Here is a 25,069-nt window from a genome sequence, read left to right as displayed (position 1 = left end):
AGATTGCCGGGCAGATGTTTGATAACGAATATGACCTGGCCATGACCGTCATTGAGGGCATGGAGGCACGTAGTAGAACCGGAGATTACCCACTGGAACGTTTTATATTTAATTGCGCCTAGCTACTTATCACACCTCTAGCCGCGCCGCGATCGTCGCCAACACCGACTGACTGAGCGCGTCGTAGTCGTAGCCGCCTTCGAGCCCAAACAGAATCTTGTCGGTCACGCCCAGACACAGACGGGTAAACCGGCCAAAGTCTTGGGGGTGCAGGTTAATGCTAGCCAAGGGGTCAGCGGCGGCGGCGTCGTACCCGGCGCTGATAATTAGCAGATCGGGGTTGAACCCTTTGAGAAATGGCATCACGGCCTGCTCAAACTGGCTCTGATAGTCGTGGCTGGTGCTGCCGGGGGGCATAGGAAGATTTAGCACGTTGTGGTACAGGCCCGTTTCGCGACGGTGGCCGGTGCCGGGATAGGCGGGCATCTGGTGCAGCGAGCAGTAGGCGATCGCCCCATTATCTTCTACCAGGGCCTGGGTGCCGTTGCCGTGGTGTACATCCCAGTCGAGAATGGCGACGCGGCTGATGTCGGGCTGTTCGAGGGCGTAGTGGGCGGCGATCGCGGCGTTGGCAAACAGACAAAACCCCATGCCGCGATCGCGCACCGCGTGGTGCCCTGGCGGGCGCGCCAGCACAAAGGCCGAATGGCCTGTCGACCGAACGTAATCGACCCCATCGAGCCAGGCACTGACCGCCAGCCGCGCCACATCGTAGCTGGCCTGAGAGACTACGGTATCACCGTCGATGTGGCCACCCCCGGCTGCCGTGATCTCGCGCAGAGCGGTAATATAGCGAGGGTTATGGAACTGGGCGATGATCGCATCGACCCCGCGTTCGTCAGCCGGAGTGGGGGCGCGCCAATCTAAATGCTCGGCCCAGGGACTCTGCTCCAAAGCCGCGACAATAGCGCTCAGTCGACCGGCGTTTTCGGGATGAAAACTGCCCGTGTCATGGCTCAAGAATTCTGAAGAATAAATAACGGCGAAATCGGCCTGGGTGAAAGCGTGGTGCACGGCAAACTCAGGGGAAATGAACTATCACAATTGGGGGGCCAACTCAGAGCGGCAAACTGGCCTGGTGAAAGGCTCCTACCCCCCTTGTTCTACCATAGCGTCATGGGTTTTATCTCCAGGATTTCATGCTAAAATAAAATCCGTATGAGTCACCAAAAAACCACCTGATTAAGCGCTATTCAGCACCGCTCGGTGCGAGGGTCTGACTAGCGCTTTGTCGTTCGTAAATTCGGAGTTTTTTCGTCTATGGCAACCCCAGAAGAGCGCATTGTCCCCACCGATCTGCGCAACGAAATGTCTCGCTCTTACCTGGAATACGCCATGAGCGTGATTGTGGGTCGGGCGCTGCCAGATGCGAGGGACGGGCTCAAGCCAGTGCATCGTCGTATCCTCTACGCCATGCACGAGCTGGGGTTGGCTGCCGATCGCCCCTTTCGGAAATGCGCCCGTGTAGTTGGAGAAGTGCTGGGTAAGTACCACCCCCACGGTGACACGGCGGTGTACGACGCCCTGGTGCGTATGGCCCAAGACTTTTCCATGCGATCGCCGTTAATCAACGGCCACGGCAACTTTGGCTCCATCGACAACGACCCCCCGGCAGCGATGCGATACACCGAGTGTCGCCTGCAATCGCTGACCAGCGACTCGCTGCTGCAAGACATCGAGTCAGAAACGGTCGATTTTGCCGACAACTTTGACGGTTCCCAGCAGGAGCCAGTGGTAATGCCGTCGCGGCTACCCCAGCTGTTGCTCAACGGTTCCTCGGGCATTGCCGTGGGCATGGCCACCAATATTCCCCCCCACAATCCGGGCGAGCTGATCGACGGCGTAATCGCCCTGATTAACAACCCCGAGATCTCTACCGCCGAGCTGATGGAGCTGATTCCTGGCCCCGACTTCCCCACGGGCGGGCAGATTCTGGGCCGCAGCGGCATTCGCGACGCCTATATGACTGGGCGCGGGTCGGTGACTATGCGTGGCGTCGCCAGCATGGAAACGATTGAGCACCGAGGTCGCCCCGATCGCGAAGCCATCATCATCACCGAGCTGCCCTACCAAACCAACAAAGCGGGCATGATCGAGCGCATTGCCGAAATGGTGAACGAGCGCCGCCTGGAGGGCATTTCCGATATTCGCGACGAGAGCGATCGCGACGGCATGCGCATCGTCATCGAGCTCAAGCGCGATGCCTACCCCCGCGTCGTGCTCAACAACCTCTACAAGCAGACGCCGCTGCAAAATAACTTCGGCGTTAACATGCTGGCCCTGGTCAACGGCGAACCCCAGCTGCTGGGCCTCAAGCGCATGCTGGAGGTGTTTCTAGAGTTTCGCGAAGAAACTATCATTCGCCGCACCCGGTACGAGCTGCGCCGGGCTGAGGAGAAAGATCACATTCTTCAGGGCTACCTGATTGCCCTGGCAAATCTCGATGCGATCATCGCCCTGATTCGGGGGGCCGCCGACACCCCCACTGCCAAGCAGGAGCTGATGGCTACCTACAGTCTGTCGGACTTGCAGGCCGATGCCATTCTGCAAATGCAGCTGCGTCGCCTCACGGCCCTGGAGGCTGACAAGATCCAGCAGGAGCACGAAGAGCTGGTGGCTAAGATCACCGACCTGCAAGACATTTTGGCCCGCCGCGAGCGCATTCTCGACATCATCACTACCGAGCTGGGCGAGCTCAAGGCCAAACATGACGACCCCCGCCGCACCGTGATCGAAATGGACGATGGGGAGCTCACCGACATTTCGCTGATTGCCAACGAGCAGGTGGTAATTCTGGTCACCGACCAGGGCTATATCAAGCGCATGCCCGTGGCTACCTTTGAGGCCCAGAGTCGCGCTACCCGGGGCAAGGCCGGGGCCAAGATGAAGGAAGACGATGGGGTGCAGCACTTCATTACCTGCTACACCCACGACTACCTGCTGTTCTTTAGCGATCGCGGCGTCACCTACGCCCTGCGGGCCTACCAAATTGCCGAGGGCTCCCGGGCATCGCGGGGGACGCCCATTGTGCAGATGCTGCCCATTCCCAAAGAAGAGGCGATTACCTCGGTGCTGGCGGTGCGGGAGTTTACCGATGAAGACTACCTGGTGATGCTGACCCAAGGTGGCTTTGTCAAGAAAACCGCCCTCTCGGCCTTCAGCAACATTCGCACCAATGGTTTGATTGCCATTTCTCTGGAAGAGGGCGATCAGCTCAAGTGGGTGCGCCTGGCCCGCAACACCGACAGTATTTTGATCGGGTCGCGCCGAGGCATGACCATTCACTTCAAGGCCGACGACGATCAGCTGCGGCCCCTCGGTCGGCCCACCCGGGGGGTGCGGTCGATGAATCTACGGGACGGGGACGAGCTGATCAGCATGGATATTTTGCCCAGCCAGGTGGTGGAAGCGGTAGTGCAGGCCACCGAGGCCAGTGACGATGACGACGACGAGGAAAACGTAACTAGCGGCACTGAGGGGGGCCCCTGGGTGCTGGTGATTACGGCCACGGGCCTGGGTAAGCGGGTGCCGGTGGCCAAATTCCGGCTACAAAACCGGGCTGGTCTGGGCCTGATGGCAATTAAATTTCGCAGCGACGACGACACCCTGGCGGCACTGTTGGTCGTGGGCGAGGGCGATGAGCTGATGTTGGTGACCAACCGGGGCATCATTATTCGCCAGCGGGTGAACGATATCTCGATTCAGTCGCGGCCTGCAACTGGAGTGCGTTTACAACGGCTGGATAATGACGATGCGATCGCCGCCGTCGCCGTTGTCCCCCCAGCCCTGCAGGAAGACGATGAGACTGAAGACGAAGCCACCGCTGAGGAAGGCGTCGATGGGGCTCCAGAGGTATCTGCCGAAGCATCTGCTGAGGAAGAATAAAGTCTTGGGAGGTAACACCATGGTTGACCTTGGACTCACCCACGTTGCCTTACCCGTTGCCGACGTAGAGCAGAGCATTGACTTCTATGCTGTTTATGCGGCTATGGTAGTGATTCATCGGCGAGTCGATGCAGAAACTGGCGCTCAGGTGGTCTGGTTGTCAGATCACACGCGCCCCTTTGCGATCGTGCTGCTTGAGCAAGCCACGGTGCAGCCTATTCTGGCTCCAATGGCTCACCTGGGCGTCGGCTGCGAAAGCCGCGAGACCATGGATGCACTGTGCGATCGCGCCCGCCGAGAAGGGTGCTTAATTCAGGGCCCCCAGGACTCTGGCTACCCGATTGGCTATTGGGCCTTTTTGCGTGATCCTGACGGTCATACTCTAGAGCTCTCCTACGGCCAAGAAGTGGGGCTGACTGTGGAGAAGACCTGAGCCGTAACAGCAAGATTGTAATTGACTAGTCTGGCGTCTGAGGCGATCGGCTTGGAGCAAGCGGCTGGGCTAGCCAGGTCAACGCTCATGAGCGCGAAGGTAACCCCCAACCAATTAGAGGACACAACCTTGGCCTATCCTAGAGGATGCTGGCCGATGGATGGGGGCATATGACAGATTGGTGGGGCGATAGGCGATGGATATGGATATGGGGGCGATCGCTAGCTGTGGTGCTCATTCTGGCCCTAGCCAGCTGTGCTATCCCTCAGATTAAGGCCGAAGACCGCCTGTTTTTGCCGATCACGGTGGATCTACTCGATGTCTATAACCTACCTCCCCAGGAGTTTGAAGGCACTACCGTGGGCGGGCTGTCGGCCCTGGCCTACGATCGCCCCCGCGACCGACTCTACGCCCTCTCTGATGACCGGGGTCGGTTTGGGCCAGCCCGCTTTTACACCCTGACTCTAGCAATTGGGATCGACGGCGCTGGTCAGCCCCAGTTTGACGCCGTCACCCTTGAGGGTTTCACCCCTTTACTAGATGCTGAGGGCAATCCCTACCCCAATGGCAGCATTGACCCCGAAGGCATCGCCCTCTCACCCCGCGATACGCTATTTGTCAGCAGCGAGGGAGATGTGCGGCAAAATGCTCCCCCGTTTATCGGCGAGTTTGACCGCCAGACAGGTCAGATTCTCAACACGTTGCCCCTGCCCGAGCGCTATTTACCCGACGCCCCCGACAGCCCCACCCGAGGCGTACAAAATAACCTCAGCCTAGAAGCCCTGACGGTCACCGGGTCATCCAGCGGCGCAGGCATGACCGAACCCTTTCGGCTATTTGTCGCCACTGAATCGGCCCTAGTGCAGGACTACATTGATGACCCCAGCCAGCCCCTCAACACTCGCTTTTTGCACTACCTGATTGGCGACGACCAGACTACGCTGATTGCCGAGCACCGCTACCCCCTCGATTTAGAACCCACGGGAGCCGTGGCCAACGGCCTGACCGATATGCTGTCGATTGACCCTGGCGGCCACTTTTTGGCCCTAGAGCGCGCCTTTGGCCTGCGCGGGGTGCAGGTGAAACTGTTTCAGCTCGCCACCGGGGGGGCGACAGATATTTCCGCAATCGTCAGCCTGGCAGGGGATGTGTCGGGTATCTCCCCCATTCGCAAACAGCTGGTGCTCAATTTTGACGATACTCCTTTGGCCGTTGATAACCTCGAAGGCATGACCCTGGGCCCGCGCCTACCCGACGGTAGCCAGAGTCTGCTGCTGGTGAGCGACAACAACTTCGACGGCGATCGCACCACCCAGCTGATTCTGTTGCGCCTGACCCTGTAGCCCATCCCAGGCCCCTATCCTCCTACCCTGGCCTTGATACAATAGTTCTATTGACCAGGGAAAACGAGCTATGTGTGGACGGTTCAGCCTCAATCAAACCGGGGAAACCTTGGCCGAGGTCTTTCAACTCCAGGCTGTTCCGCCGGTCTTCCCTCGCTACAATATTGCGCCCAGCCAGCCCCTAGCCGCGATCGTGACCACCCCCGCAGCCCCAACACCTCAGGTTGACTTTCGGCTGTGGGGGCTGATTCCCAGCTGGGCCAAAGATCCCACCATCGGTCAGCGACTGATCAACGCCCGGGCCGAGACCGTAGCCGAAAAGCCATCCTTTCGGGCGGCCTTTAAGCGCCGTCGCTGCTTGATCTTGGCCGATGGGTTTTACGAATGGCAGGCGCAGGCTAACCGTAAAACCAAGCAGCCCTACTACATTTTTCTCAACGGTCACCAGCCCTTTGCCTTTGCCGGACTGTGGGAGCACTGGAGCGACCCTGTTAGCGGCGGCGAGCTAGAAACCTGCACCATTCTGACCACCGCCGCCAACGAGCTGATGGCACCTATCCACAACCGCATGCCGGTGATTTTGGCCCCTGAAGATTACGCCCCCTGGCTCGATCCGGGCTACGACCAGCCCCAGGTGCTCCAGGCGATGCTGCGGCCCTATGACTCTGGAGCAATGGAGCGCTACCCGGTCTCAACCCTGGTGAATAAGCCCCAAAACGATCTGCCAGACTGCATCGCGCCCCTCGCCGAGACCCCCTAACTGGCCCTAGGCGCAAACCGCACCACACTAACGACAAACCAGGTGTTGACGCAGCTTAATTTGTCGCTATGCTATGGCGGATTGGAGTCAACACAATGGGTAACGGGTCATGAATCGTTGGGCACGGTTGCTGCTCTTGGGCTGCTTGAGTGTCATGGTGACGGCAAACGATGCCCGTGGTGCCAATGCCCCTGACCTAGGCATGCTCCGCCCTCGCACCGGTGGCCAACTCTATGTACAGCGGGTGGCCAGTCTGCGGGCCGGGCAGCTGTATAGCCGTATTCTACCGGGCACCTTTGCCAACCAGTGGCAGGCCACCTGGCAGCAGCCCACCTATGAACAGTGGCAAACTCTGCTCGCCCACGAAGCCGCTATGATGACCGCTCAGCAGGGGCAAAGCCCCCTGACGGTGCTGGTGGGTGACTCGCTCTATCTCTGGCTACCGCAGGAGACGCTACCCAGCGATCGCCTCTGGCTGAACCAGAGTATTTCGGGAGAAACCACGGCATATATGGTGCAACGGCTGCATTACTTCTCCCAGATCAGGCCCAATGTGATCTATGTAATGGCCGGGGTCAACGACCTCAAGCACGGCGCCGCCCCCGCCATTGTGGTTTCGAACCTGGAGCTGATCGCCCAGCGGTTGCGGATGCAGCATCCCCAGACGCGCATTGTGATGCTGTCGATTTTGCCCACTCGATGGCCCTCGGTGCCAACGCCAATGGTCAGGCAGGTAAATGGGCAGTTGGCGATCGCCGTGCGTCGCCGCGGCGTAGAGTTTATTGATCTCCAGACAGCCTTTAGCGATCGCCAGGGCTTACTGCGGGCCGATCTCACCACCGATGGCCTGCATCTCAACCCCCAGGGCTATAGTCTGTTGACAGCCTATTTACGCTGAGTCGACATTTTCGGCATCTTAACAGTGCTGATCGTAGTGCTTTGGGTTAGCGATCGCGCCTTAGAGAAATGGCTAGGTTCACAGCCAATAGAAACAAAGCTGCGATAATGAACCTTCCTGGATGCTCAATATATCGTAGGCAAAAAAAACTTTCCCCTGCCCTGAATCTTCTATTCGGTGGTTTACAGGTCCTCTAAACCTGGTAGATTGTCTTGGTATCGGCAAAGAGATTGAAGCATTGATATGAAAGTCCTTGTAATTGGCGGTGACGGCTATTGCGGGTGGGCAACTGCCCTGTATCTTTCCAATCGCGGCTACGAAGTCGGGATTCTTGACAGTTTGGTGCGGCGTCACTGGGATGCTCAGCTTCAGATCGAAACGTTGACCCCCATTGCCCCCATTCAACGTCGCCTGCAGCGCTGGAAAGAGCTGACCGGTAAGCACATCGACCTTTATGTCGGCGACATCAACGACTATCCCTTTTTAGAGCAGACCATGCTCGAGTTTGAGCCGGGTGCCGTGGTGCACTTTGGCGAGCAGCGGTCGGCCCCCTTCTCGATGATTGACCGCGAGCACGCGGTGCTGACCCAGGCCAACAACGTCATTGGCAACCTGAATCTGCTCTACGCCCTGCGCGACCACTTCCCCGACTGCCACCTGGTCAAGCTGGGCACCATGGGCGAGTACGGCACTCCCAACATTGATATCGAAGAGGGCTACATCACCATTGAGCACAATGGTCGCAAAGACACCCTGCCCTACCCCAAGCAGCCCGGCTCTTTCTACCACCTCAGCAAGGTGCACGATTCCCACAACATCCACTTTGCCTGCAAGGTGTGGGGCCTGCGCGCCACCGACCTCAACCAGGGTGTGGTCTACGGCGTGCTGACCGAAGAAACCGGCATGGATGAGCTGCTGATCAACCGCCTCGACTACGACGGTGTCTATGGCACCGCCCTCAACCGCTTCTGTATTCAGGCCGCAGTGGGTCATCCCCTGACGGTCTACGGCAAGGGTGGTCAGACCCGTGCCTTTTTAGATATTCGCGACACGGTGCGCTGTGTCGAGATTGCGATCGCCAACCCCGGCGACCCCGGCATCTTCCGCGTGTTTAACCAGTTCACTGAAATGTTCAGCGTCGGCGACCTGGCCATGACGGTGAAGAAAGCCGGTACCACCCTGGGCCTCGATGTCGATGTCCAGTATATGGATAATCCTCGGGTTGAGGCCGAAGATCACTACTTCAACGCCAAAAACACCAACCTGCTCGATTTGGGTTTAGAGCCTCACTATCTCTCCGATTCGTTGCTCGACAGCCTACTCAACTTTGCCGTCAAGTACAAGAATCGGGTCGATAAAGACCAGATTCTACCCAAGGTCAAGTGGCGCCGCGACTAATGGTGAAACGGGGCAATCCCGCACTGCAAGATTGCCCCGTTTGTGGGTTTACCTGTGTCATGTTCAATCATCTTCCTTAGCCCCCTTCGATTGTTATGCGGATTGCTCTCTTCACCGAGACCTTTTTGCCGAAAGTTGACGGCATTGTCACTCGCCTCAAGCACACCGTTGATCACTTACAGCGTCAGGGTAATCAAGTCTTGGTCTTCTCTCCAGAAGGAGGTTTGACGGAGTATCGAGGGGCGAAAATCCATGGCGTGTCAGGATTTCCACTGCCGCTGTATCCCGAACTAAAGCTGGCTCTGCCTCGGCCTTCCATTGGCGAAGCACTAGAAGATTTTAGGCCTGACTTAGTGCATGTTGTTAACCCGGCGGTCTTAGGTCTAGCGGGGATTTATTACAGCAAAACGCTAGACCTGCCCTTGGTAGCCTCGTATCACACCCATCTACCTAAGTACCTCGAGCACTACGGCCTGGGTATGCTCGAAGGGCTGATGTGGGAGCTGATTAAGGCCATGCACAACCAGGCTCAGCTCAACCTGGTCACCTCTACTGCGATGCAGACCGAGTTGTCAGAGCACGGGGTCGAGAATATTGAGGTGTGGCAGCGCGGCGTCGATACCGAGCTATTTCGGCCCGAGTTGGCCAGTCCGGAGATGCGCGATCGCCTCTCGAGCGGCCACCCCGAAGCCCCCCTGTTGCTCTATATTGGTCGCCTCTCCGCCGAAAAAGAAATTGACCGCATCAAGCCGGTGCTTGAAGCTATTCCTGGCGCCCGACTGGCGCTGGTGGGCGACGGCCCCTACCGCACCGAGCTAGAGGCCCATTTTGAGGGCACAAATACCAACTTTGTCGGCTACTTGGCAGGGGCAGATCTAGCCTCGGCCTACGCCTCCGCCGATGCCTTTGTGTTCCCTTCTCGCACCGAGACGTTGGGTTTGGTGCTGCTGGAAGCGATGGCCGCAGGTTGCCCGGTCGTTGCCGCCAACTCCGGCGGCATTCCCGATATCGTCACCGACGGCATGAATGGCTTCCTCTTCGACCCAACGGATGAGGCCGGAGCCATCAATGCGACCCGACGATTGATCGAAGCTAGGGCAGAGCGCGAACTAATGCGCCGCAATGCCGTCGCCGAGGCTGAGCAGTGGGGTTGGTCTGCCGCGACTCGCCAACTGCAGCAGTTTTATGGTCAGGTGCTGATGCAGCGTTCTTTACCGATGGCGGCTTAGCGTTGCCTCCCCTCTCAAAAGGGGACGGTGCTTCCCCGACTAATGCTAGAGAACTGACACTAAAATAGAGGCTTAGGCCCCGCCCCGCAGTTCACGAGGTTGGCTATGGTAGCAGCTCCTCAATCGTCCCTGGTGGTGACCTGGGAAAAATTGCCCGATGATTTTGTCCTGGACGATGAGCCTGTGGATAATATCAACCAGCCTGCGATCGCCGCTGCGCTAACGGAGAGCCTAGCACTAGCCGGGCAACTCTCTGACCAGGCCCTGGTGATGACCAACTATGGCCTGTGTGCCACCGTGAACGGTAAAACCGTGGTTAAAGCCCCAGACTGGGGCTACGTGGCCACTATTCGGGCCTCTAGGGAAGAGGTTAAACGCAGCTATACGCCTCAGCTTCAGGGAGACTTCCCAGCGATTGTAATGGAATTTCTCTCCGATACCGAGGGGGGAGAATATTCCATCAAGCCCACCTATCCCCCCGGCAAGTGGTTTTTTTATGAACAGGTGCTGCAGGTGCCAAACTACGTTATTTTTGAGCCCGAGAGTGGTCTGCTAGAGGTCTATCGGCTAAATGAATCAGGGCAGTACGAGCTCGCCTCTGCCAATAGCCAACAGCAGTTCTGGATCGACGAGCTTGGCCTAGCACTAGGGGTTTGGCAAGGCACCCGCGAAAACCGCACCGGCTACTGGCTGCGCTGGTGGAATGCTCAAAATGAGCTGCTTCCCTGGGGCAAAGAACAGGCCGAGCAAGAGCGCCAGCGGGCCGAGCAAGAGCGCCAGCGGGCCGAGCAAGAGCGCCAGCGGGCCGAACAAGAGCGCCAGCGAGCCGAACGATTGGCGGCACAGCTCCGAGCCGCAGGCATAGAACCAGAGGGTTAATACCATGGGCGGTGCATTGGTTTAACCCACCCTTAGCTCATCCCAGAGGAGGACGAAGAGGCTATTTTCCCAAAGCTTGAGCTAATCCCGAACTTGGATTCCGTCTACCGTCTGCTTTTCACATTGCTTTCCCACAGATAATCGGGTCAGAATAAGACTGTTAGCTAACAGCAAACCTCAATATCTATGAAGGCTATCACTCCGCAATTTCGGACTCCTTTACCAGCAGACGATTCTCAACCGGAGTATCCACGGTCAGAACTAGCGGTAGATGTAGCTATTGTGGGCGGCGGCATTGTTGGGCTTACCCTGGCCGCCGCCCTAGCACCCAGCGGCATGACAATTGCGGTGATTGAGACCCAAACGGCGGCGGCGGCGGCGGCTTGGCAGCGGGCCTACGCTTTTTCGCTGACCTCGGCAGATATTTTTAAGGGTCTGAAACTGTGGCCCCAGATTGGGCCGCACATCTGCCACTTCGATAAAGTACAGCTTTCGGACGGCAACTACGGTCAGGTAGTGCGGTTTCTCCCGGAGGATTTGGGCACCGAGGCCGTCTACTATGGCGCTGAGCATCGGGTACTAATGGCGGCGCTGCAAGGGGCGATCGCCCTGGCCCCCAATATTGACTACCTCTGCTCGGCCCAGCTGGGAGAAATACACGATCGGGGCAGCTGGGTCACCGCTGAGGTGACGACCCCCGAGGGGACGATGCAGCTGCGATCGCTGCTGATGGTTGCCGCCGATGGCAAAGGCTCATCTCTGCGCCAGCAGGCCGACATCGGTAGCTTTGGCTGGCGCTACCGGCAGTCCTGCGTGACAATGGTTGTCGAGCCAGAATATTCCCACCAAAATACTGCCTATGAGCGGTTTTGGCCCAGTGGCCCTTTCGCTATTTTGCCCCTGGCCGACGGGCGCTGCCAGGTAGTGTGGACGGCTCCCCACGCTGAGGCTGAAGCCATCTTGGCCCTACCTGAGGAAGAGTTTATGGCCCAGCTCAAGCAGCGCTATGGCAGCCACATGGGCCAGCTCAAGCGGCTAACCCCGCCCGCCCTGTTCCCGGTGCAGCTGATGCAGTGCGATCGCTACGTGCAGCCCCGCCTCGCCCTCGTTGGCGATGCCGCCCACAGTTGCCACCCTGTCGGTGGTCAGGGGCTCAATATGGGCATTCGAGATGCCGCCGCCCTAGCCGAGGTGCTGACAACTGCCTACCAGAAAAAACAAGATCTCGGCAGTGTGTCAGTGCTCCGCCGCTACGAGCGCTGGCGACGCCTGGAGAACTGGGTCATTCTCAGCTTTACCGACATTCTTACCCGCACCTTCTCAAACCAGGTACTGCCGATGGTGGTGCTGCGGCGCGGAGGGCTGTGGCTGCTGAGCCATATCCCCCCCCTCAAGCGCCTAGCGTTACGGTTAATGACAGGACGCCTTGGTCGTGTGCCTCGGCTAGCCCAGCAAGGGCGGCAGATATAGTTCTACACACAAAAATGAGGCCCAAAACACAGCCTCTCTATCTATTGACAGTCAAGATAGAGAGGCGGCATCGTATAGAATTTTCTCTAACAGGCTAGCCCAAGCTATGGGGCAATCAGTACTGATACTGAACTGCTGATTGGGTATAGTCCCGGAGGGGAATAGCGCGATTGAGAGCTAGATTTCTAGCAAATTTAAACAGGCTGTCGTAGTTGCTCTGGCGACAGAGCAAACGACCATCGCCAGCATATTGGCTACCATTGTCACGTAGTTCAATCACGAGGTCAGACACGTACACAGCGAACATGCGAGTTGCAGCATTCATAATGTTAGATGACCTATTGGGAAGACGGTAGGTTAGGAAAATCACTCCTTATGGGTAGCTCCAAACCATAGCAGAGGCCAGATTTCTCTGGTGTTAAACCCGTCTATGGTCAGGAGCTGAAGTCAAGCCGAATTGAGACAACTTATCGAGAAGCCTTAATATTTGCTGGATCAACGTAGTAGCAAGCCGCACTATCTAAACAAATGTGCGCCCAGCCAGCATCGCTGACATCAACCAATTCATAGGTTGTTTCTTGGATAAAAAAGCCTCGATGATCACGGGTGCCAGGAAGCACTGAAAATCGATAGTTATCATCTATTGAGGTGTTCATGATTGTTGTCCAATAAAGGATTTTACCTGTGAACAGATCTCTTCCTCACACCACTAATCTTATATGAAGGGAATGTGAGGCAACTCTATTTTTTGCGAATTAATTTTAATCTTTACCTGATATTCCAGGAATGTTGTTACAAATACGGTTTTTCAAACACCTTCATAAATAAGTTTTAAGCAAAAAACATCTTTTGCTCCTAGATTTGCTTTTTTATACTCCTTTCTATCCATAAAATACTGAATGAACATACAGGCTTAACCCTCTCCCATGGCGTGAAAACCACGCAGAGAGCTTTACTTAACAGCGGGTAAAGCGTGTTGGTACGTTAGCCCAGTCACCCTCAACGTTAGTTTGGGCGTCCCGAGGATTAATGGCTCACCCTGCGATGCTTAAACCCTCGGGCTTAAACCCTCTGGCTTAAACCCCCGGGCTTAAAACAGGTTACGTTCGGCCACCCTGAGCTTGGCCGAACGCGATCGCGGATTTTGGTTAATTTCGGCCTCGGTAGCAACCACGGGTTTTTTAGTGATCACCCTAAGGTCTGGGGAATCTTTCAACGTGTGCTTCACGAGGCGATCTTCCAAGCTATGAAAACTGATGATGACGAGTCGTCCCTGGGGTGCCAGCCAGGTAGGTGAGCGTTTGAGCAATGTTTCAAGCACGTCTAGCTCTCGGTTGACCGCTATTCTCAACGCCTGAAAGGTGCGGGTAGCCGGGTGAATGCGGCCATAGCGATAGCTGCGAGGCACACAGTACGAAATCGCCTCGGCTAGGTCGGTGGTGGTTTGCCAGGGGCGCTGGGCTACAATTTTGCGGGCAATGCGGCGCGAGAGGCGTTCTTCGCCGTAGGTATAGATCAAGTTGGCCAACTCGACTTCATCCCAGTGGTTGACGATGGCGGCGGCGGTCAGGTCTTGGCGCGGGTCCATACGCATGTCGAGGGGGGCGGTTTGGCGAAAACTAAAGCCGCGATCGCCCACGTCAAGCTGCACCGAGCTCACCCCCAGGTCGGCCAGAATGCCGTTGAAGAGTGCTCCAGCAGAGTTGAACTCGGCAAAGTTGCCGTGCCAATAGGTAACGCGGTCGCCAAACTCGGCCAGGTTGGTCTGGGTAGCGGCGATCGCCGCCCCGTCCTGATCTACCGCCACCAGGCTTACCGTTGGGTCGGCCTCCAAAATCAGCCGACTATGGCCCCCACCCCCCGCCGTGGCATCCAGATACCGGCCACCAGGCTGCATATTCAATCCCTCAATGACCGCCTCGGGCAGCACCGGCACATGGTGAAAATCCAAATCAGCCATTCCCCAACCGTTTAAAAATCTCGCTGAGCCTACTGTATCTGGCTCAGCCTCAGGCGAGACATCTGGCTCAGCCTGAGGCGAGACATCTGGCTCAGCCTCAGGCGAGACATCTGGCTCAGCCTCAGGCGAGACATCTGGCTCAGCCTGAGGCGAGACATCTGGCTCAGCCTGAGGCGAGACATCTGGCTCAGCCTGAGGCGAGACATCTGGCTCAGCCTCAGGCGAGACATCTGGCCCAGCCTCAGGCCCGGCGCGTGCTCAGTCCGTGGATGCCAACTATGGCTAGGAGTGCGCTCAGCAATGTCCAGGTACCCTCGGCAAAAAGGTTAATGCGGTGAATATTCTGGCTCCCATGGGCAACAAAAATGGCCTCTAGCCCGCTGTTCTGGTTAATAACAGCCTCGTAATTCTGGTAGGCCAGTTGTAGAGCGCCCCAATCCACCAGGGCGTAGTAGCCAAAAACGGCTACCCCGGCCATACCTGGAACAATGGCGCAAACAATTAGCAAAAGTTTCCGAGCCATTAGCGATCCCAATCTCTGCTGACTATGCCAACTGAGGCGATACCCATTAAGATACTCAAAGATACAGCACAACAGTACTTCGGCCATTGGGTAGCCCTATGTCAATCATTGAAACTAAGACCGAGCCCATGGTGCTCAACATGGGCCCCCACCACCCCTCTATGCACGGGGTGCTGCGGCTCATTGTCACCCTCGACGGTGAGGACGTGATCGACTGCGAACCGGTGATTGGCTACCTGCACCGAGGCATGGAAAAAATTGCCGAAAGCCGCACCAACGTGATGTTTGTGCCCTACGTTAGCCGCTGGGACTATGCGGCGGGTATGTTCAACGAAGCCATCACGGTCAACGCTCCCGAGCAGCTAGCCGACATCGACGTGCCCAAGCGGGCCAGCTACATTCGCGTCATCATGCTGGAGCTGAACCGCATCGCTAACCACCTGCTGTGGCTTGGCCCATTTTTGGCCGACGTGGGTGCCCAGACGCCTTTCTTCTACATCTTCCGCGAACGGGAGATGATCTACGACCTGTGGGAAGCCGCCACCGGCATGCGCCTGATCAACAACAACTACTTCCGCATTGGCGGTGTCGCTGCCGATTTGCCCTACGGCTGGATCGACAAATGTTTGGACTTTTGCGACTATTTCTTGCCCAAGGTTGATGAGTACGAGAAGCTGATCACCAACAACCCCATCTTTCGCCGCCGCATCGAGGGCATTGGCACCATTACCCGCGACGAGGCGATCGCCTGGGGGCTGTCTGGCCCCATGCTGCGCGGCTCGGGAGTAAAGTGGGATCTGCGCAAGGTCGATCACTACGAGTGCTATGACGACTTTGACTGGGATGTGCACTACGAAACCGCAGGCGACTGCATGGCCCGCTACCAGGTGCGGGTGCGCGAAATGCGCGAGTCGATCAAAATTATTCGACAGGCTTGCGCCCAACTGCCCGGTGGCCCCTTTGAGAACCTAGAGGCCAAGCGCATGTCCGAAGGCCCCAAATCAGAGTGGAACAGCTTTGACTACCAGTTCATCGGCAAGAAAATCCCCCCTACGTTCAAAATTCCGGCCGGGGAACACTATGTACGCCTAGAGAGTGGTAAAGGTGAGCTGGGCGTCTTCATCATGGGTGATGACAACGTCTTTCCCTGGCGGTTTAAGATCCGCGCCCCTGATTTTAACAATCTACAGATTTTGCCTCACCTGCTCAAGGGCGTTAAGGTGGCCGACATTATGGCTATCTTGGGCAGTATCGACGTGATTATGGGGTCGGTAGACCGCTAAACATAGGGCCTCACCCCAAAGCAGCCTCTAAAGCTAATGGACTACTATAGCAGTGGCTTAGCTTTTGCTTTCCTTCGGCTGGCTGTTGCTAGCCACTCATGCCCCTGTAAAATCTGTCGCCCGTGACCTCACTGCCTTCTAGCTCTGCCCTTCACCGTGCCCGTCAGCGTCAGGTAAAGCTTGCCAAACGGCGGCGGGCAGCGGCGATCGCTGCATTGTTGCTCCTGGGGGTAGGGCTTGTGGGTGTGCGATCGCTGCCCCGCCCTTCCCTCCGGCAGATTCAGGAAGCGGTGTGGGTCAGTCACCCCGAGCCCTTGGCTATGGCAGGCGGTGACCCCTATCTTCGAGCTCTCATGCGCACAATTTCTGCCGCTGAGTCAAATATCAACGAGCCTTACAACGTGCTCTATGGCGGGCAGCTTGTGCCGCAGATCAAGCGGCATCCCAATATTTGTGTGGAAATTGTCGCCGGCCCTAATCAAGGACGCTGCACTACCGCCGCTGGACGCTACCAATTTTTGACCGATACTTGGCAAGAAAAAGCCCGTCACTATCATCCTAAAGGGCCCAGCTGGTTTGGCGGGTGGGACGATTATAGCTTTGACCCCGAATCTCAAGACATAGTGGTATATAACTGGCTGAAAGATTCGTCAGCCTGGGATTTAGATATTCCTACCGCTTTGCGCGATGGTCGTCTCGACGAAGTGTTGCGCCGCCTCTCTGGCACATGGACGAGCTTGGGCTATGGGATTGAGTCAAATAGTATGACAGCCCGTCTGCCCCGCATCTATAAGAATCTTCTTGAAGAAGAGCTTGAACTATCGGCATCGGGGCAATTGCCGCAATAACCCCAGGAGTTATAGCGATAGCACCGCGCCCCTATATAAGGATACAGAAGGCGCGGTGTGACTCAACTTAGCTTCGCCATAGGGAACTACAAGCCGGGGTGTGTACATTCCGCAAAGAACCAATCTGTTTTACAGAAGCGGCATCTGTATCGGCCATCTAGTCCCCCGGCCGCTAAATACACCCAGCCAGACTTCATTGACACTTCAAACTCTCCGACAGCAAGCTCACTTAAAGTTCAACCACCTTAGACCATTTTATGGAATTATGATTATTTAGAAGAGGCGTTCAGTAAGTCCACTGACCTTTCTTAAGGGTTATGATCTGAAAGCTACTTCTACATCCAAGAGTTGCCTAACTTCAGTGAAAAATACTCAAGGTTTAGGTGTGTTTATCATTACCTCCAACTGCAAAAAAGGAGCATTTCAGCAGTCTCAGACTAAGTCTGCCATTTTCTACTTCTCTCTAAACGATCAGAGCATGAGACCTAATTAGGAATACTATTCGGAGGCTGTTTGGAGTTTTACTTTAGCTGCCTTAGTCATCTACTTAGTTGTCACGGTTGCAGAAAGCGAACCCGGTTTATAGCCAGGGTATTTTTTTGCAAATTAATTGCCGTTCTACTCCTGTATCAGGTTTAGAACACTTTAATAGACTCAAGTTGGGTCTAGCCACGCCACAGGCCAAGACCCATTTTACTGAATCGTCCAAAACCCTTAAGCACAGTCCTGATCCTATATTCCAGGCTCAGGACTGCCAGTTTATGACTGCTTCTCAGTCTTGTCTATTGTTAGATGAGAAGCTATAGATCAACGCTACAGAGTAGTTCATAAGGCTGACCCATAACATTCTGGGTTTAGTTGTCAGTCGGCAATTTTCTAAAGTCTTTGGAACCTATAGTCCAATTGAAAAACGAAAAGACAACAGTTCAATTCATCTATTTAGACTTTAGAATTACCCATGTCAAATCCAATTGAGAATGCAACATCTGAATCGTTTGGCACCAATTTTATTGTGCAAGAGTCCGCCCTAGATCTGGAGTTTACGCTGCCTGGAACTCTGGCTCGGCTTCGGCAGGAAACACCTACACTCAAGGAGCAATACAACTCCGGGAAGCCATTTCCTCATTTGGTCATAGATGGACTGTTTCCAGAGCATGCTTTAAGTCGCATTGTGCATGAATTCCCTCGAGAAGATCAGTGTGAGTGGCTAACATGGCACACTAAAAACGAGCAGAAAAAAACATCCCGTGGTACGGCAGGCGTTTCAATATTCACCCAACTTTTCTGCTTCTGGCTCAACTCAACGGAATTTATTGAGCAGATTAAGCAAATTACAGGTATTGATGATCTGGTTCCCGATCCCACGTTTTTCGGGGCCGGGTTACATGAAATGGGTCGAGATGGGTGGCTGAACCTTCATGCAGACTACACTCAGCACCCGATTATGCCACTGACGCGGCGAGTTAACCTCTTGATTTACCTCAACCATGACTGGGAACTGAGCTGGGGGGGCGATCTGGTTCTGCAAGATCCAATTAAGGCCCAGCAGCGAGCCAGCTATCCACCGTTGTTTAATTGCACCATTATTTTCCCAACCACAACGGAGACCCTTCATGGTGTTCCTCAGCCACTGTCTTGCCCTATGGATCGCAGTCGTAAACTTATTTCTATTTACTACTGGAGTCCCATCGCTTCAAAGATGAGAGTAGGCTCACCGATTATCTGGTCCAAGAACAATCAGGCCAGAAACCGGGTTTCCTGGACGGGACAAAAGCTGGTAAAGTTTAGCGCCTGGAAATTCGGACTCGAGCACATGGTCAAGAAGAGCCAGAAGCCGCAGAGAAAATAGCCATTCATAGGGCTGAGAGCAGGTGTGTGAAGCCCCCCTCTTCAGAGTCAAAAAACGCGCCGTCCTTGAGCGATTGCGGGAGCACGGCCTGGAGCGCGGCTAGGCGTTCGGCTTCGGTTTCGGGCTGGTGAAAAACTGCTGACTGTCCGTCTGCGCGGGTAAAGATATCGGGTGCCATCCAGCGGCAGGTGTCGCAGTCGATGCAGGAGCCATCAACGTAGATGTCGCCGTCTATGTTTTGGGGGCGACGGGCAGTGAGGTGAGCCATGGTTGTTACCTATCCATGCTCTGAGTCTATAGCTGAGGAGGGGCGATCGGGGTGTCTTTGTTAAGACGCAAAGGGAGCAGCCCGAAAGATGGCGTCGGCTGTCAGCGATAGGTCTGGAAACAGCTCAGAACGAATAGGCTCAGTCCCTCGAAACTGGCTAACCTGGTACTCATCCTCAACCAGGCGATAGGTTGAAAACGTTGGTTGCTTGAGTTACATAGCGGCGTCCGCCCAGGCCCAGGTAAATGGGGGTACCGTGGTGAAGTTCGTACCGACGGTTGTCGGGTTTTCAGTCAACGAACTCGGCGAATGTCATTAACTGAGCATCGGGGAGGGGGACAGTAACCATGGGTGGATGTTGCGTTTGCAGGCGAGTGTAGGTGTGCAGGGCTGGGAGCCGTTGAGCGCTGCTACCAGCCTATCTGGCAAAACGTGCATCATCAGGCAATAAATTGACTCAGGGCAAAGCTCTGGCCTTGCGGGTCATCCTAGAATGGTAGCAGCCTTAAATCCTAACCGTGAATTAAGCGATGTCTCAAACGCTCCGAGCCCTTGAGCAAACTATAGAAACCCTCTCCTTCACTGAAAAGCTTTGGCTATTAGAGCGGCTTGTGCGACTCCTGCGTGTGCAAGAGTCTGTGGCAAAAGACGATACCTGGGTCGATGCTTTGGCTGAAATGGCTGCAGATCCTGATATTCAAGCCGAAATCACGCAGATCAACGATGAGTTTGCAATTAGCGAAGCAGATGGCCTCAGTTATCCATGAGTATGCAGCGGGGGCAAGTCTATTTGAGACGGTGTTTTTGTGTTTTCAACTGCGATCGCTTGACCCAAAGCGTTTTCCTGAAGTTCCTGCTGGGCAGTTATCGGATGACAAGATGTTAGAGGTCGAAGCGGCTATCCGTTACTGCTTAAAGTTGTAGGTGCATATTGCGCCAAGACTGGGTTGGATTTTCGCCGCAGGGGAATAACCTTTTGCTGTCATGCGCATTTCCACGAGCATTTATGCGGGAGCAGGCTTGAGGAATTGAATTCATGCCATGGCATGAATGACAGAGGATATGAGGAGCAACGCATTGCAACAAGATTAAGCGTGGCCTGCCCGGAAGAGACGCTGGCCAGAATGTAGGTTAGTTTGGCCAGAGAATTTATCCAGGAGCGGCGTACCCGTTCAGACCAAGCAGCTAATGCCAACCCAGCTGGGCAATACGTTACGTGCTGCTGAACTGCGGCCCAATCTCAAGTAAGGTCTCGATGCCGTCGTCTGCTGACCCCACCTGTGGCTGCTGCTGCCTGAGCAGGCCCGCAGCGACCTCAACGCCGCCCTGCACTGGCCCCTAACCACCAACTCTGCTGACAAAAAAGCTATGGGTAGACAACTCACCCAATACCTCTGGCGCGGCACTATGGCTAGCGTGATACAGTTTCAGCCGCCGGACTAAAGCAATGCTCCGTCCTCAGTAGTACTGACCGAGCCACTACAATGCTCTGAAAGTCTGTAAACAGTAGGTCAGGAGCCTTCCCATGACTCAGCATGTCTTGCTTTTGGGAGGGTTGGGCCGCATTGGCAGTAGCGTCGCCCAAGACTTGCTCGCCCATACCGATGCCACTTTGACCCTGGCTGGTCGGCGGTCGGCGGCGGGCGTCAACCTGACTCATCCTCGGCAGCAATACCTGTGCTTAGATGTAGCCGATGGCGAGGGTCTGCGCCGGGCGATCGCGGGCTGCGATCTGGTGATTCATACCGCTGGCCCCTTCAGCTATCGAGGCAGCCAGGTGCTGCAAACCTGCCTCGATTTGGGCGTCAACTATCTCGATGTGGCCGACCACCCGCCCTACGTAGAGCGGGCGCTAGCCCTCAGCGGGCAGGCGGCGGCAGCGGGGGTGACGGCGATCGTCAGCACGGGCGTTTTTCCCGGCATTTCAAACAGCATGGCCCGCCAGGGCATAGAGGCGCTGGAGCAGCCCGAGGCGATTCATCTCAGCTATGTGGTGGCGGGGTCGGGCGGGGCCGGGATGACCGTGATGCGCACAACGTTTCTGGAGCTACAGCACCCGATCGCGGCCTGGATCGAGGGCCGCTGGCAGGCGATCGCGCCCTACAGTCAGCGGCAGCAAGTTACCTTCCCGGCTCCCTATGGCGACTGCGCCGTGTACTGGTTCAACACGATCGAGGCGATGACCCTACCGCGCTCGTTTCCGGTGCAGACGGTGACAACCAAATTTGGCTCCCTGCCCGACATTTACAATCACCTCACCTGGCTGATGGCCCACGCTGCGCCCAAAGGCTGGCTGCGACAGCCCAAAACGATTGAGTCCCTGGCCCAGGTCAGCTATCGCATGACCCAGGTTAGCGATCGCTTTAGCGGCATTGGCATTGCCATGCGGGCCGACGTACAGGGGCAGCAAGGGGGTGCCCCAACCACCGTGACCAGCACGTTTGCCTGCCCAGACACCGCCTATGCTGCGGGGGCGGGGGCGGGTAGCGTGGCCCAGCTGTTATTAACTGGGCAGCTTCACAAGCCTGGGGTGTGGCCGGTGGAGCAGGCCGTGACAACGCCCCAGTTTTTAAGCACTTTGCGCCAGCGAGAGTTGGCTATTCAGCGGCGATCGCCCTCGGCAAACAGTTGGGTATAGCCATTTTCCGTGGCTGTCTTCTCACGACAGTTGACACCAAACGATGCCTTGAGACCGTTTGGCAACGTACTTGCCACCACAATTCGTCTTTAGACTATCGACTAAAAAATTAGACTTGCTGTGGTAGAGAGTATATTTTCAGCCGCAGTCCTAGAGAGAGGGCGAGCAAAGAGATACCCCTGACCTTGATCGCAATTAAGGTTTTTGAGATAGGCCAACTGCTCTTGAGTTTCGATACCTTCGGCAATGACGGTCATTCCCAGGTTTTGAGCCAACCCAATAATGGCTTGAATAATTTTGCCATCGTGTCGTTGCAGGCTTTGGACGAAAGAGCGATCGATTTTGAGGGTGTCAACAGGTAAATCATTTAGATACTGTAGCGATGAGTAACCCGTACCAAAGTCATCAAGGCTGAGCTGTACTCCAATGGCTCTCAACTGTTCGAGGCGCTCAGTTATCGTCTGCGCAGTTTCCAACAAAATACTTTCTGTAATTTCTAGCTTGATGCTGGTCGGCCGCAGCTGATAGCGATTCAAAACGTCTTGAATTCTGAATACCATATCGGGCTGAGAAAACTGTCGGGCAGAGACATTGAAGCTCATGCTCAACGAGGGATTCGAAAATTTTGATTGCCACTGTTGCAGCTGCCGACACCCTTCTTCAATCACCCAGATTCCTAGGGGAACCACAAGGCCAGTTTCTTCTGCAATAGGGATAAAGTTTCCGGGAAAAACCATACCATCAGTTGGATGAAGCCAACGGCTTAGGGCCTCAAACCCAAGGATTTCACCTGTTTCGAGAGAAACAATAGGTTGGTAATACAGCTCAAATGGGTGAGAGGTTTCATGGCGCAGTTGCTCTACAGCAGAGCGCAGGCCTTGCTCCATGCGGAGGCGAGCAAGTGCCGAGGCATGCATCGTTTGGTCAAAAACGACATATTTTTCCTCGCCATTAGCCTTAGCCTGATACATCGCTATATCGGCATCGCGCAGCATATCCTCAGTTTTGAAATAGTTCCCAGAAGAGTGAATGATACCAATACTCACTGAGGCAATAACTTCATAGGTTCCGATCTTCAAGGGTATTGCGAGTGCCGATTGTAAACTGTCAGCCAGTTGACAAGGTTTTGTCAGATCTTGAGCTTGATCAAGTAAAATGGCAAATTCGTCTCCCCCAAGCCGGGCAAATAGAGCTTGGGAGCCTATGCAATTACCTGCTCTTTGTACAAACGCCTGTAAAAATTGATCGCCAATAGTATGTCCCAAACCATCATTGACCAGTTTGAACCGATCAATATCTAGCAGCAATACGGCAAATTCGCTGGCTGAGGATGATGAATTCAACCGGTCTAGCTGGCGCTGCCTTAACTTTAGCTGGAGTTGCTCGGTAAAAAAGGCACGATTAGCTAGCTGAGTCAGATCGTCATAGAGAGCCTGATGACGTAAACGCTCACCATTCAAATGATTCTTAGTTGCAATGCTGGCCAGATGGGCAGCAGTCTTCATAATTTGGATATGGTCTGAGTTCGGTGCACAGGGAGTCTGATGCGACAGCGCAAAGGTACCTAGAACCTCACCTGTTTTAGAGAAAAAAGGAATTGACCAACAGGCATTTATATTGTGAGATAAGGCTAAATCTCGGAAGGGTGCCCAAAGAGGATCGATCGCAATATCATTGACAAATACTGCTTCACCTCGGTGAGCTGCCGTTCCACAGGATCCGGCTTGCTCACCAACTACCAGGCCATTAAGGGCGTGAGCATAGTCTTTGGGCAAGCTAGGGGCGGCGCCTGAGCACAGGGTTTTACTCTTCTCATCCATCAGCAGCACTGAACAAAAAGCACTCGGTAGCTCTTGTTCTAAAAGCAGACAGAGACTATTTAAAATTTGGGGCAGCATAGAGCCAGAGGCAACTTGCTCGAGTACTTGTGTTTGGGCAAGTAGAAGTGCCTCCGATCGTTTGCGCTCTATCGCAGTGACTAAGAGCTGAGTGATAACCTGCAAAAATTGACTTTCGCTAGGGGTTAATAAATGTGGCTGATGGGTATATACAGTGAGCACGCCTAGTGGCGCATCGCGACCTGAGATAATGTATCCGATCCCGTGCATATTACCAGGAAGTAGTTTTTGCAAGCTACCCTGTTCAAAGCGGGCTGCATCGGCTGAAAAGAATATTGGTTCGTGGGCATTGAGCAAATGGGTAAGACCTGAAATCTCTTGAACGCTGGTACTACTGGGCTCGAAAACGTTTTGAGTACTAGCGATTCGACACAATTTTTGCCCATCTGATAGGACTTGCCAATAGTCACTGCCGCTGACTCTGAGCACCTGAGAAACTAACGAAACCGACCTTTGAACTAGATCAACTAATGGAAGTTGAGACAAAGCAGATTGACTAATTTGTGTGATTACACTCTGATATTCAAGTGTAGCCAAGAGCTGGTTTCCATAGGCTTTTGATTCTTCTTTATGTTGTGCAAACTGCTTCATTTAAGTCACCCTCTTCAGCTATTTAAAATTATTAAGGTATCTAAATTTAGCAACTAAAATAATTTCTATTCAACGCTGCAGTTTTCTATATTTCCGAGACTTGTCTGCTTTGGTAGAACCCGGCCATAAGTTTAGCTCCCTCATGAGTCAGTAAAACAACGGGGTGTTACACAGAATAATGGGTAAGCGTGACAACTTCGTGACTAGTGTATCTACGTATATCCCACTGCGTGGATTAGGCTTTGCCAATTTACCGGTTGGGATTAGGATGCCAAAAATAAGGTCGAAGGAGTGATGGGATGGTTCATCATAAAGCGCACCCGGTCGGTGCCTCTACATTCCAAACTCAAAGCTGTTCTGGGGGAGGCTGGTTTACCCAGCAGTGGTTATCTGTTCCCCGGTCGCGGTGGGAATGCGCCTATTACGCGGCAGGCGTGTGATGCGGCGTTGCGTCAGGCATGCGATCGCCTGGGCCTACGCGGCTACAGCACCCACACCAACCGGCGCACCTGGGCGACTTAAACAGCTCATCATTGGCTCTACAGTCACTAACTACCCTTAGCCAGAGGGCTGGGTTAAAGACTGTACCCCATGTCTGTAATCGGTGGATTGTAGGCCATCGTGAAGCACGGCTAAGACCTGGGCCATATTTTGGTTTAGCAGGTCGCCAACGGCTAACCACAACCCCGGAAAGACCCGACTCCGCACCATGCCGTCGGCCTCAACGGGCAGGGGGGTGTAAACGCCTTCGACCAGGTGCAACCATTCGATCTGGTTGTCGTAGACATTCCAGATGATGTATTCCGGAATGCTGTTGCGGCGGTAGGCGTTCTTTGGTTAAACCGCAGGGGAGACG

23 protein-coding genes and 2 pseudogenes are annotated in these 25,069 nt (G+C 55.0%); 16 read left to right on the top strand and 9 right to left on the bottom strand.

The window, feature by feature from the left end; translation table 11 throughout:
- Positions 1-129: 129 nt before the first annotated feature.
- Positions 130-1,074 (bottom strand): histone deacetylase, encoded by a 945-nt coding sequence (locus tag IQ254_RS11975; RefSeq protein WP_193966389.1) that lies wholly within the window; start codon positions 1,072-1,074, stop codon positions 130-132.
- A gap of 246 nt (positions 1,075-1,320) precedes the next feature.
- Here IQ254_RS11975 and gyrA point away from each other — a divergent pair, with 246 nt between their 5' ends.
- From gyrA to IQ254_RS11930, 9 genes are all read left to right on the top strand, one after another.
- A complete protein-coding gene (gene gyrA / locus IQ254_RS11970) occupies positions 1,321-3,945 on the top strand; it encodes a DNA gyrase subunit A (protein ID WP_193966388.1) in 2,625 nt (874 codons plus the stop codon).
- A gap of 19 nt (positions 3,946-3,964) precedes the next feature.
- Entirely contained in the window at positions 3,965-4,378 is a 414-nt protein-coding gene (locus IQ254_RS11965) for a VOC family protein (protein WP_193966387.1), read from the top strand.
- 170 nt (positions 4,379-4,548) lie between these two features.
- On the top strand, positions 4,549-5,721 hold the full coding sequence (locus IQ254_RS11960) for an esterase-like activity of phytase family protein (RefSeq protein WP_193966386.1): 1,173 nt from the start codon (positions 4,549-4,551) through the stop codon (positions 5,719-5,721).
- 70 nt (positions 5,722-5,791) lie between these two features.
- The gene (locus IQ254_RS11955) at positions 5,792-6,481 is read left to right on the top strand and encodes an SOS response-associated peptidase (RefSeq protein ID WP_193966385.1); all 690 of its coding nucleotides are present in this window, start codon (positions 5,792-5,794) and stop codon (positions 6,479-6,481) included.
- A 109-nt stretch (positions 6,482-6,590) separates the two neighbouring features.
- The gene (locus IQ254_RS11950) at positions 6,591-7,379 is read left to right on the top strand and encodes a GDSL-type esterase/lipase family protein (RefSeq protein ID WP_228040564.1); all 789 of its coding nucleotides are present in this window, start codon (positions 6,591-6,593) and stop codon (positions 7,377-7,379) included.
- A 243-nt stretch (positions 7,380-7,622) separates the two neighbouring features.
- Positions 7,623-8,777, top strand: a complete 1,155-nt coding sequence (locus IQ254_RS11945) for an NAD-dependent epimerase/dehydratase family protein (protein ID WP_193966384.1) — start codon at positions 7,623-7,625, stop codon at positions 8,775-8,777.
- A gap of 95 nt (positions 8,778-8,872) precedes the next feature.
- On the top strand, positions 8,873-10,006 hold the full coding sequence (locus IQ254_RS11940) for a glycosyltransferase family 1 protein (RefSeq protein WP_193966383.1): 1,134 nt from the start codon (positions 8,873-8,875) through the stop codon (positions 10,004-10,006).
- A 105-nt stretch (positions 10,007-10,111) separates the two neighbouring features.
- On the top strand, positions 10,112-10,885 hold the full coding sequence (locus tag IQ254_RS11935; RefSeq protein WP_193966382.1) for a Uma2 family endonuclease: 774 nt from the start codon (positions 10,112-10,114) through the stop codon (positions 10,883-10,885).
- Positions 10,886-11,071: 186 nt separating this feature from the next.
- The gene (locus tag IQ254_RS11930) at positions 11,072-12,355 is read left to right on the top strand and encodes an FAD-dependent hydroxylase (protein ID WP_193966381.1); all 1,284 of its coding nucleotides are present in this window, start codon (positions 11,072-11,074) and stop codon (positions 12,353-12,355) included.
- Between the two features lie 115 nt (positions 12,356-12,470).
- Here IQ254_RS11930 and IQ254_RS11925 read toward each other — a convergent pair whose 3' ends face one another.
- The 5 genes from IQ254_RS11925 to IQ254_RS11905 all read right to left on the bottom strand — a co-directional run bounded on the left by IQ254_RS11925 (position 12,471) and on the right by IQ254_RS11905 (position 14,838).
- Positions 12,471-12,680, bottom strand: coding sequence for a hypothetical protein (locus IQ254_RS11925; RefSeq protein ID WP_193966380.1), 210 nt, complete (start codon positions 12,678-12,680; stop codon positions 12,471-12,473).
- 142 nt (positions 12,681-12,822) lie between these two features.
- Entirely contained in the window at positions 12,823-13,011 is a 189-nt protein-coding gene (locus IQ254_RS11920; protein WP_193966379.1) for a hypothetical protein, read from the bottom strand.
- 434 nt (positions 13,012-13,445) lie between these two features.
- On the bottom strand, positions 13,446-14,315 hold the full coding sequence (gene rsmH / locus IQ254_RS11915; RefSeq protein WP_193966378.1) for a 16S rRNA (cytosine(1402)-N(4))-methyltransferase RsmH: 870 nt from the start codon (positions 14,313-14,315) through the stop codon (positions 13,446-13,448).
- A gap of 29 nt (positions 14,316-14,344) precedes the next feature.
- A complete protein-coding gene (locus IQ254_RS11910) occupies positions 14,345-14,545 on the bottom strand; it encodes a hypothetical protein (RefSeq protein ID WP_193966377.1) in 201 nt (66 codons plus the stop codon).
- An 11-nt stretch (positions 14,546-14,556) separates the two neighbouring features.
- Positions 14,557-14,838 (bottom strand): hypothetical protein, encoded by a 282-nt coding sequence (locus IQ254_RS11905; RefSeq protein ID WP_193966376.1) that lies wholly within the window; start codon positions 14,836-14,838, stop codon positions 14,557-14,559.
- Positions 14,839-14,936: 98 nt separating this feature from the next.
- Here IQ254_RS11905 and IQ254_RS11900 point away from each other — a divergent pair, with 98 nt between their 5' ends.
- The 3 genes from IQ254_RS11900 (at position 14,937) to IQ254_RS11890 (ending at position 18,818) form a co-directional block, all read left to right on the top strand.
- Positions 14,937-16,121, top strand: a complete 1,185-nt coding sequence (locus IQ254_RS11900; protein ID WP_193966375.1) for an NAD(P)H-quinone oxidoreductase subunit H — start codon at positions 14,937-14,939, stop codon at positions 16,119-16,121.
- Between the two features lie 254 nt (positions 16,122-16,375).
- Positions 16,376-16,969, top strand: a complete 594-nt coding sequence (locus tag IQ254_RS11895; RefSeq protein ID WP_278000318.1) for a glycoside hydrolase family protein — start codon at positions 16,376-16,378, stop codon at positions 16,967-16,969.
- Between the two features lie 958 nt (positions 16,970-17,927).
- The gene (locus IQ254_RS11890; RefSeq protein WP_193966373.1) at positions 17,928-18,818 is read left to right on the top strand and encodes a 2OG-Fe(II) oxygenase; all 891 of its coding nucleotides are present in this window, start codon (positions 17,928-17,930) and stop codon (positions 18,816-18,818) included.
- A 79-nt stretch (positions 18,819-18,897) separates the two neighbouring features.
- Here IQ254_RS11890 and IQ254_RS11885 read toward each other — a convergent pair.
- A pseudogene (locus IQ254_RS11885) lies at positions 18,898-19,086 on the bottom strand (ferredoxin); the annotation flags it as partial.
- A 530-nt stretch (positions 19,087-19,616) separates the two neighbouring features.
- On the opposite strand from IQ254_RS11885, the gene IQ254_RS11880 reads away from it, so the two are divergent.
- The 3 genes and pseudogenes from IQ254_RS11880 to IQ254_RS11875 all read left to right on the top strand — a co-directional run bounded on the left by IQ254_RS11880 (position 19,617) and on the right by IQ254_RS11875 (position 21,724).
- Positions 19,617-19,853 carry a hypothetical protein gene (locus IQ254_RS11880; RefSeq protein WP_193966372.1) on the top strand — a complete coding sequence of 79 codons (237 nt, stop codon included), beginning with the start codon at positions 19,617-19,619 and terminating at the stop codon, positions 19,851-19,853.
- Between the two features lie 25 nt (positions 19,854-19,878).
- Positions 19,879-20,010: pseudogene (locus IQ254_RS33555) on the top strand (type II toxin-antitoxin system PemK/MazF family toxin); the annotation flags it as partial.
- Between the two features lie 601 nt (positions 20,011-20,611).
- Positions 20,612-21,724 (top strand): saccharopine dehydrogenase family protein, encoded by a 1,113-nt coding sequence (locus IQ254_RS11875; protein ID WP_193966371.1) that lies wholly within the window; start codon positions 20,612-20,614, stop codon positions 21,722-21,724.
- Positions 21,725-21,825: 101 nt separating this feature from the next.
- Here IQ254_RS11875 and IQ254_RS11870 read toward each other — a convergent pair whose 3' ends face one another.
- Positions 21,826-24,213 (bottom strand): GGDEF and EAL domain-containing protein, encoded by a 2,388-nt coding sequence (locus IQ254_RS11870; protein WP_193966370.1) that lies wholly within the window; start codon positions 24,211-24,213, stop codon positions 21,826-21,828.
- A gap of 294 nt (positions 24,214-24,507) precedes the next feature.
- On the opposite strand from IQ254_RS11870, the gene IQ254_RS11865 reads away from it, so the two are divergent.
- Positions 24,508-24,735: a hypothetical protein gene (locus IQ254_RS11865; protein ID WP_193966369.1), complete on the top strand. Its 228-nt coding sequence runs from the start codon at positions 24,508-24,510 to the stop codon at positions 24,733-24,735.
- Positions 24,736-24,771: 36 nt separating this feature from the next.
- On the opposite strand, the gene IQ254_RS33100 is transcribed toward IQ254_RS11865, so the two are convergent.
- Complete coding sequence (locus tag IQ254_RS33100) at positions 24,772-24,984, bottom strand: hypothetical protein (RefSeq protein ID WP_369011299.1); 213 nt, start codon at positions 24,982-24,984, stop codon at positions 24,772-24,774.
- Positions 24,985-25,069 lie beyond the last annotated feature (85 nt).

The organism is Nodosilinea sp. LEGE 07088, assembly GCF_015207395.1.
GTDB lineage: Bacteria > Cyanobacteriota > Cyanobacteriia > Phormidesmidales > Phormidesmidaceae > Nodosilinea.
This window is presented reverse-complemented; position numbering and strand designations above follow the sequence as displayed.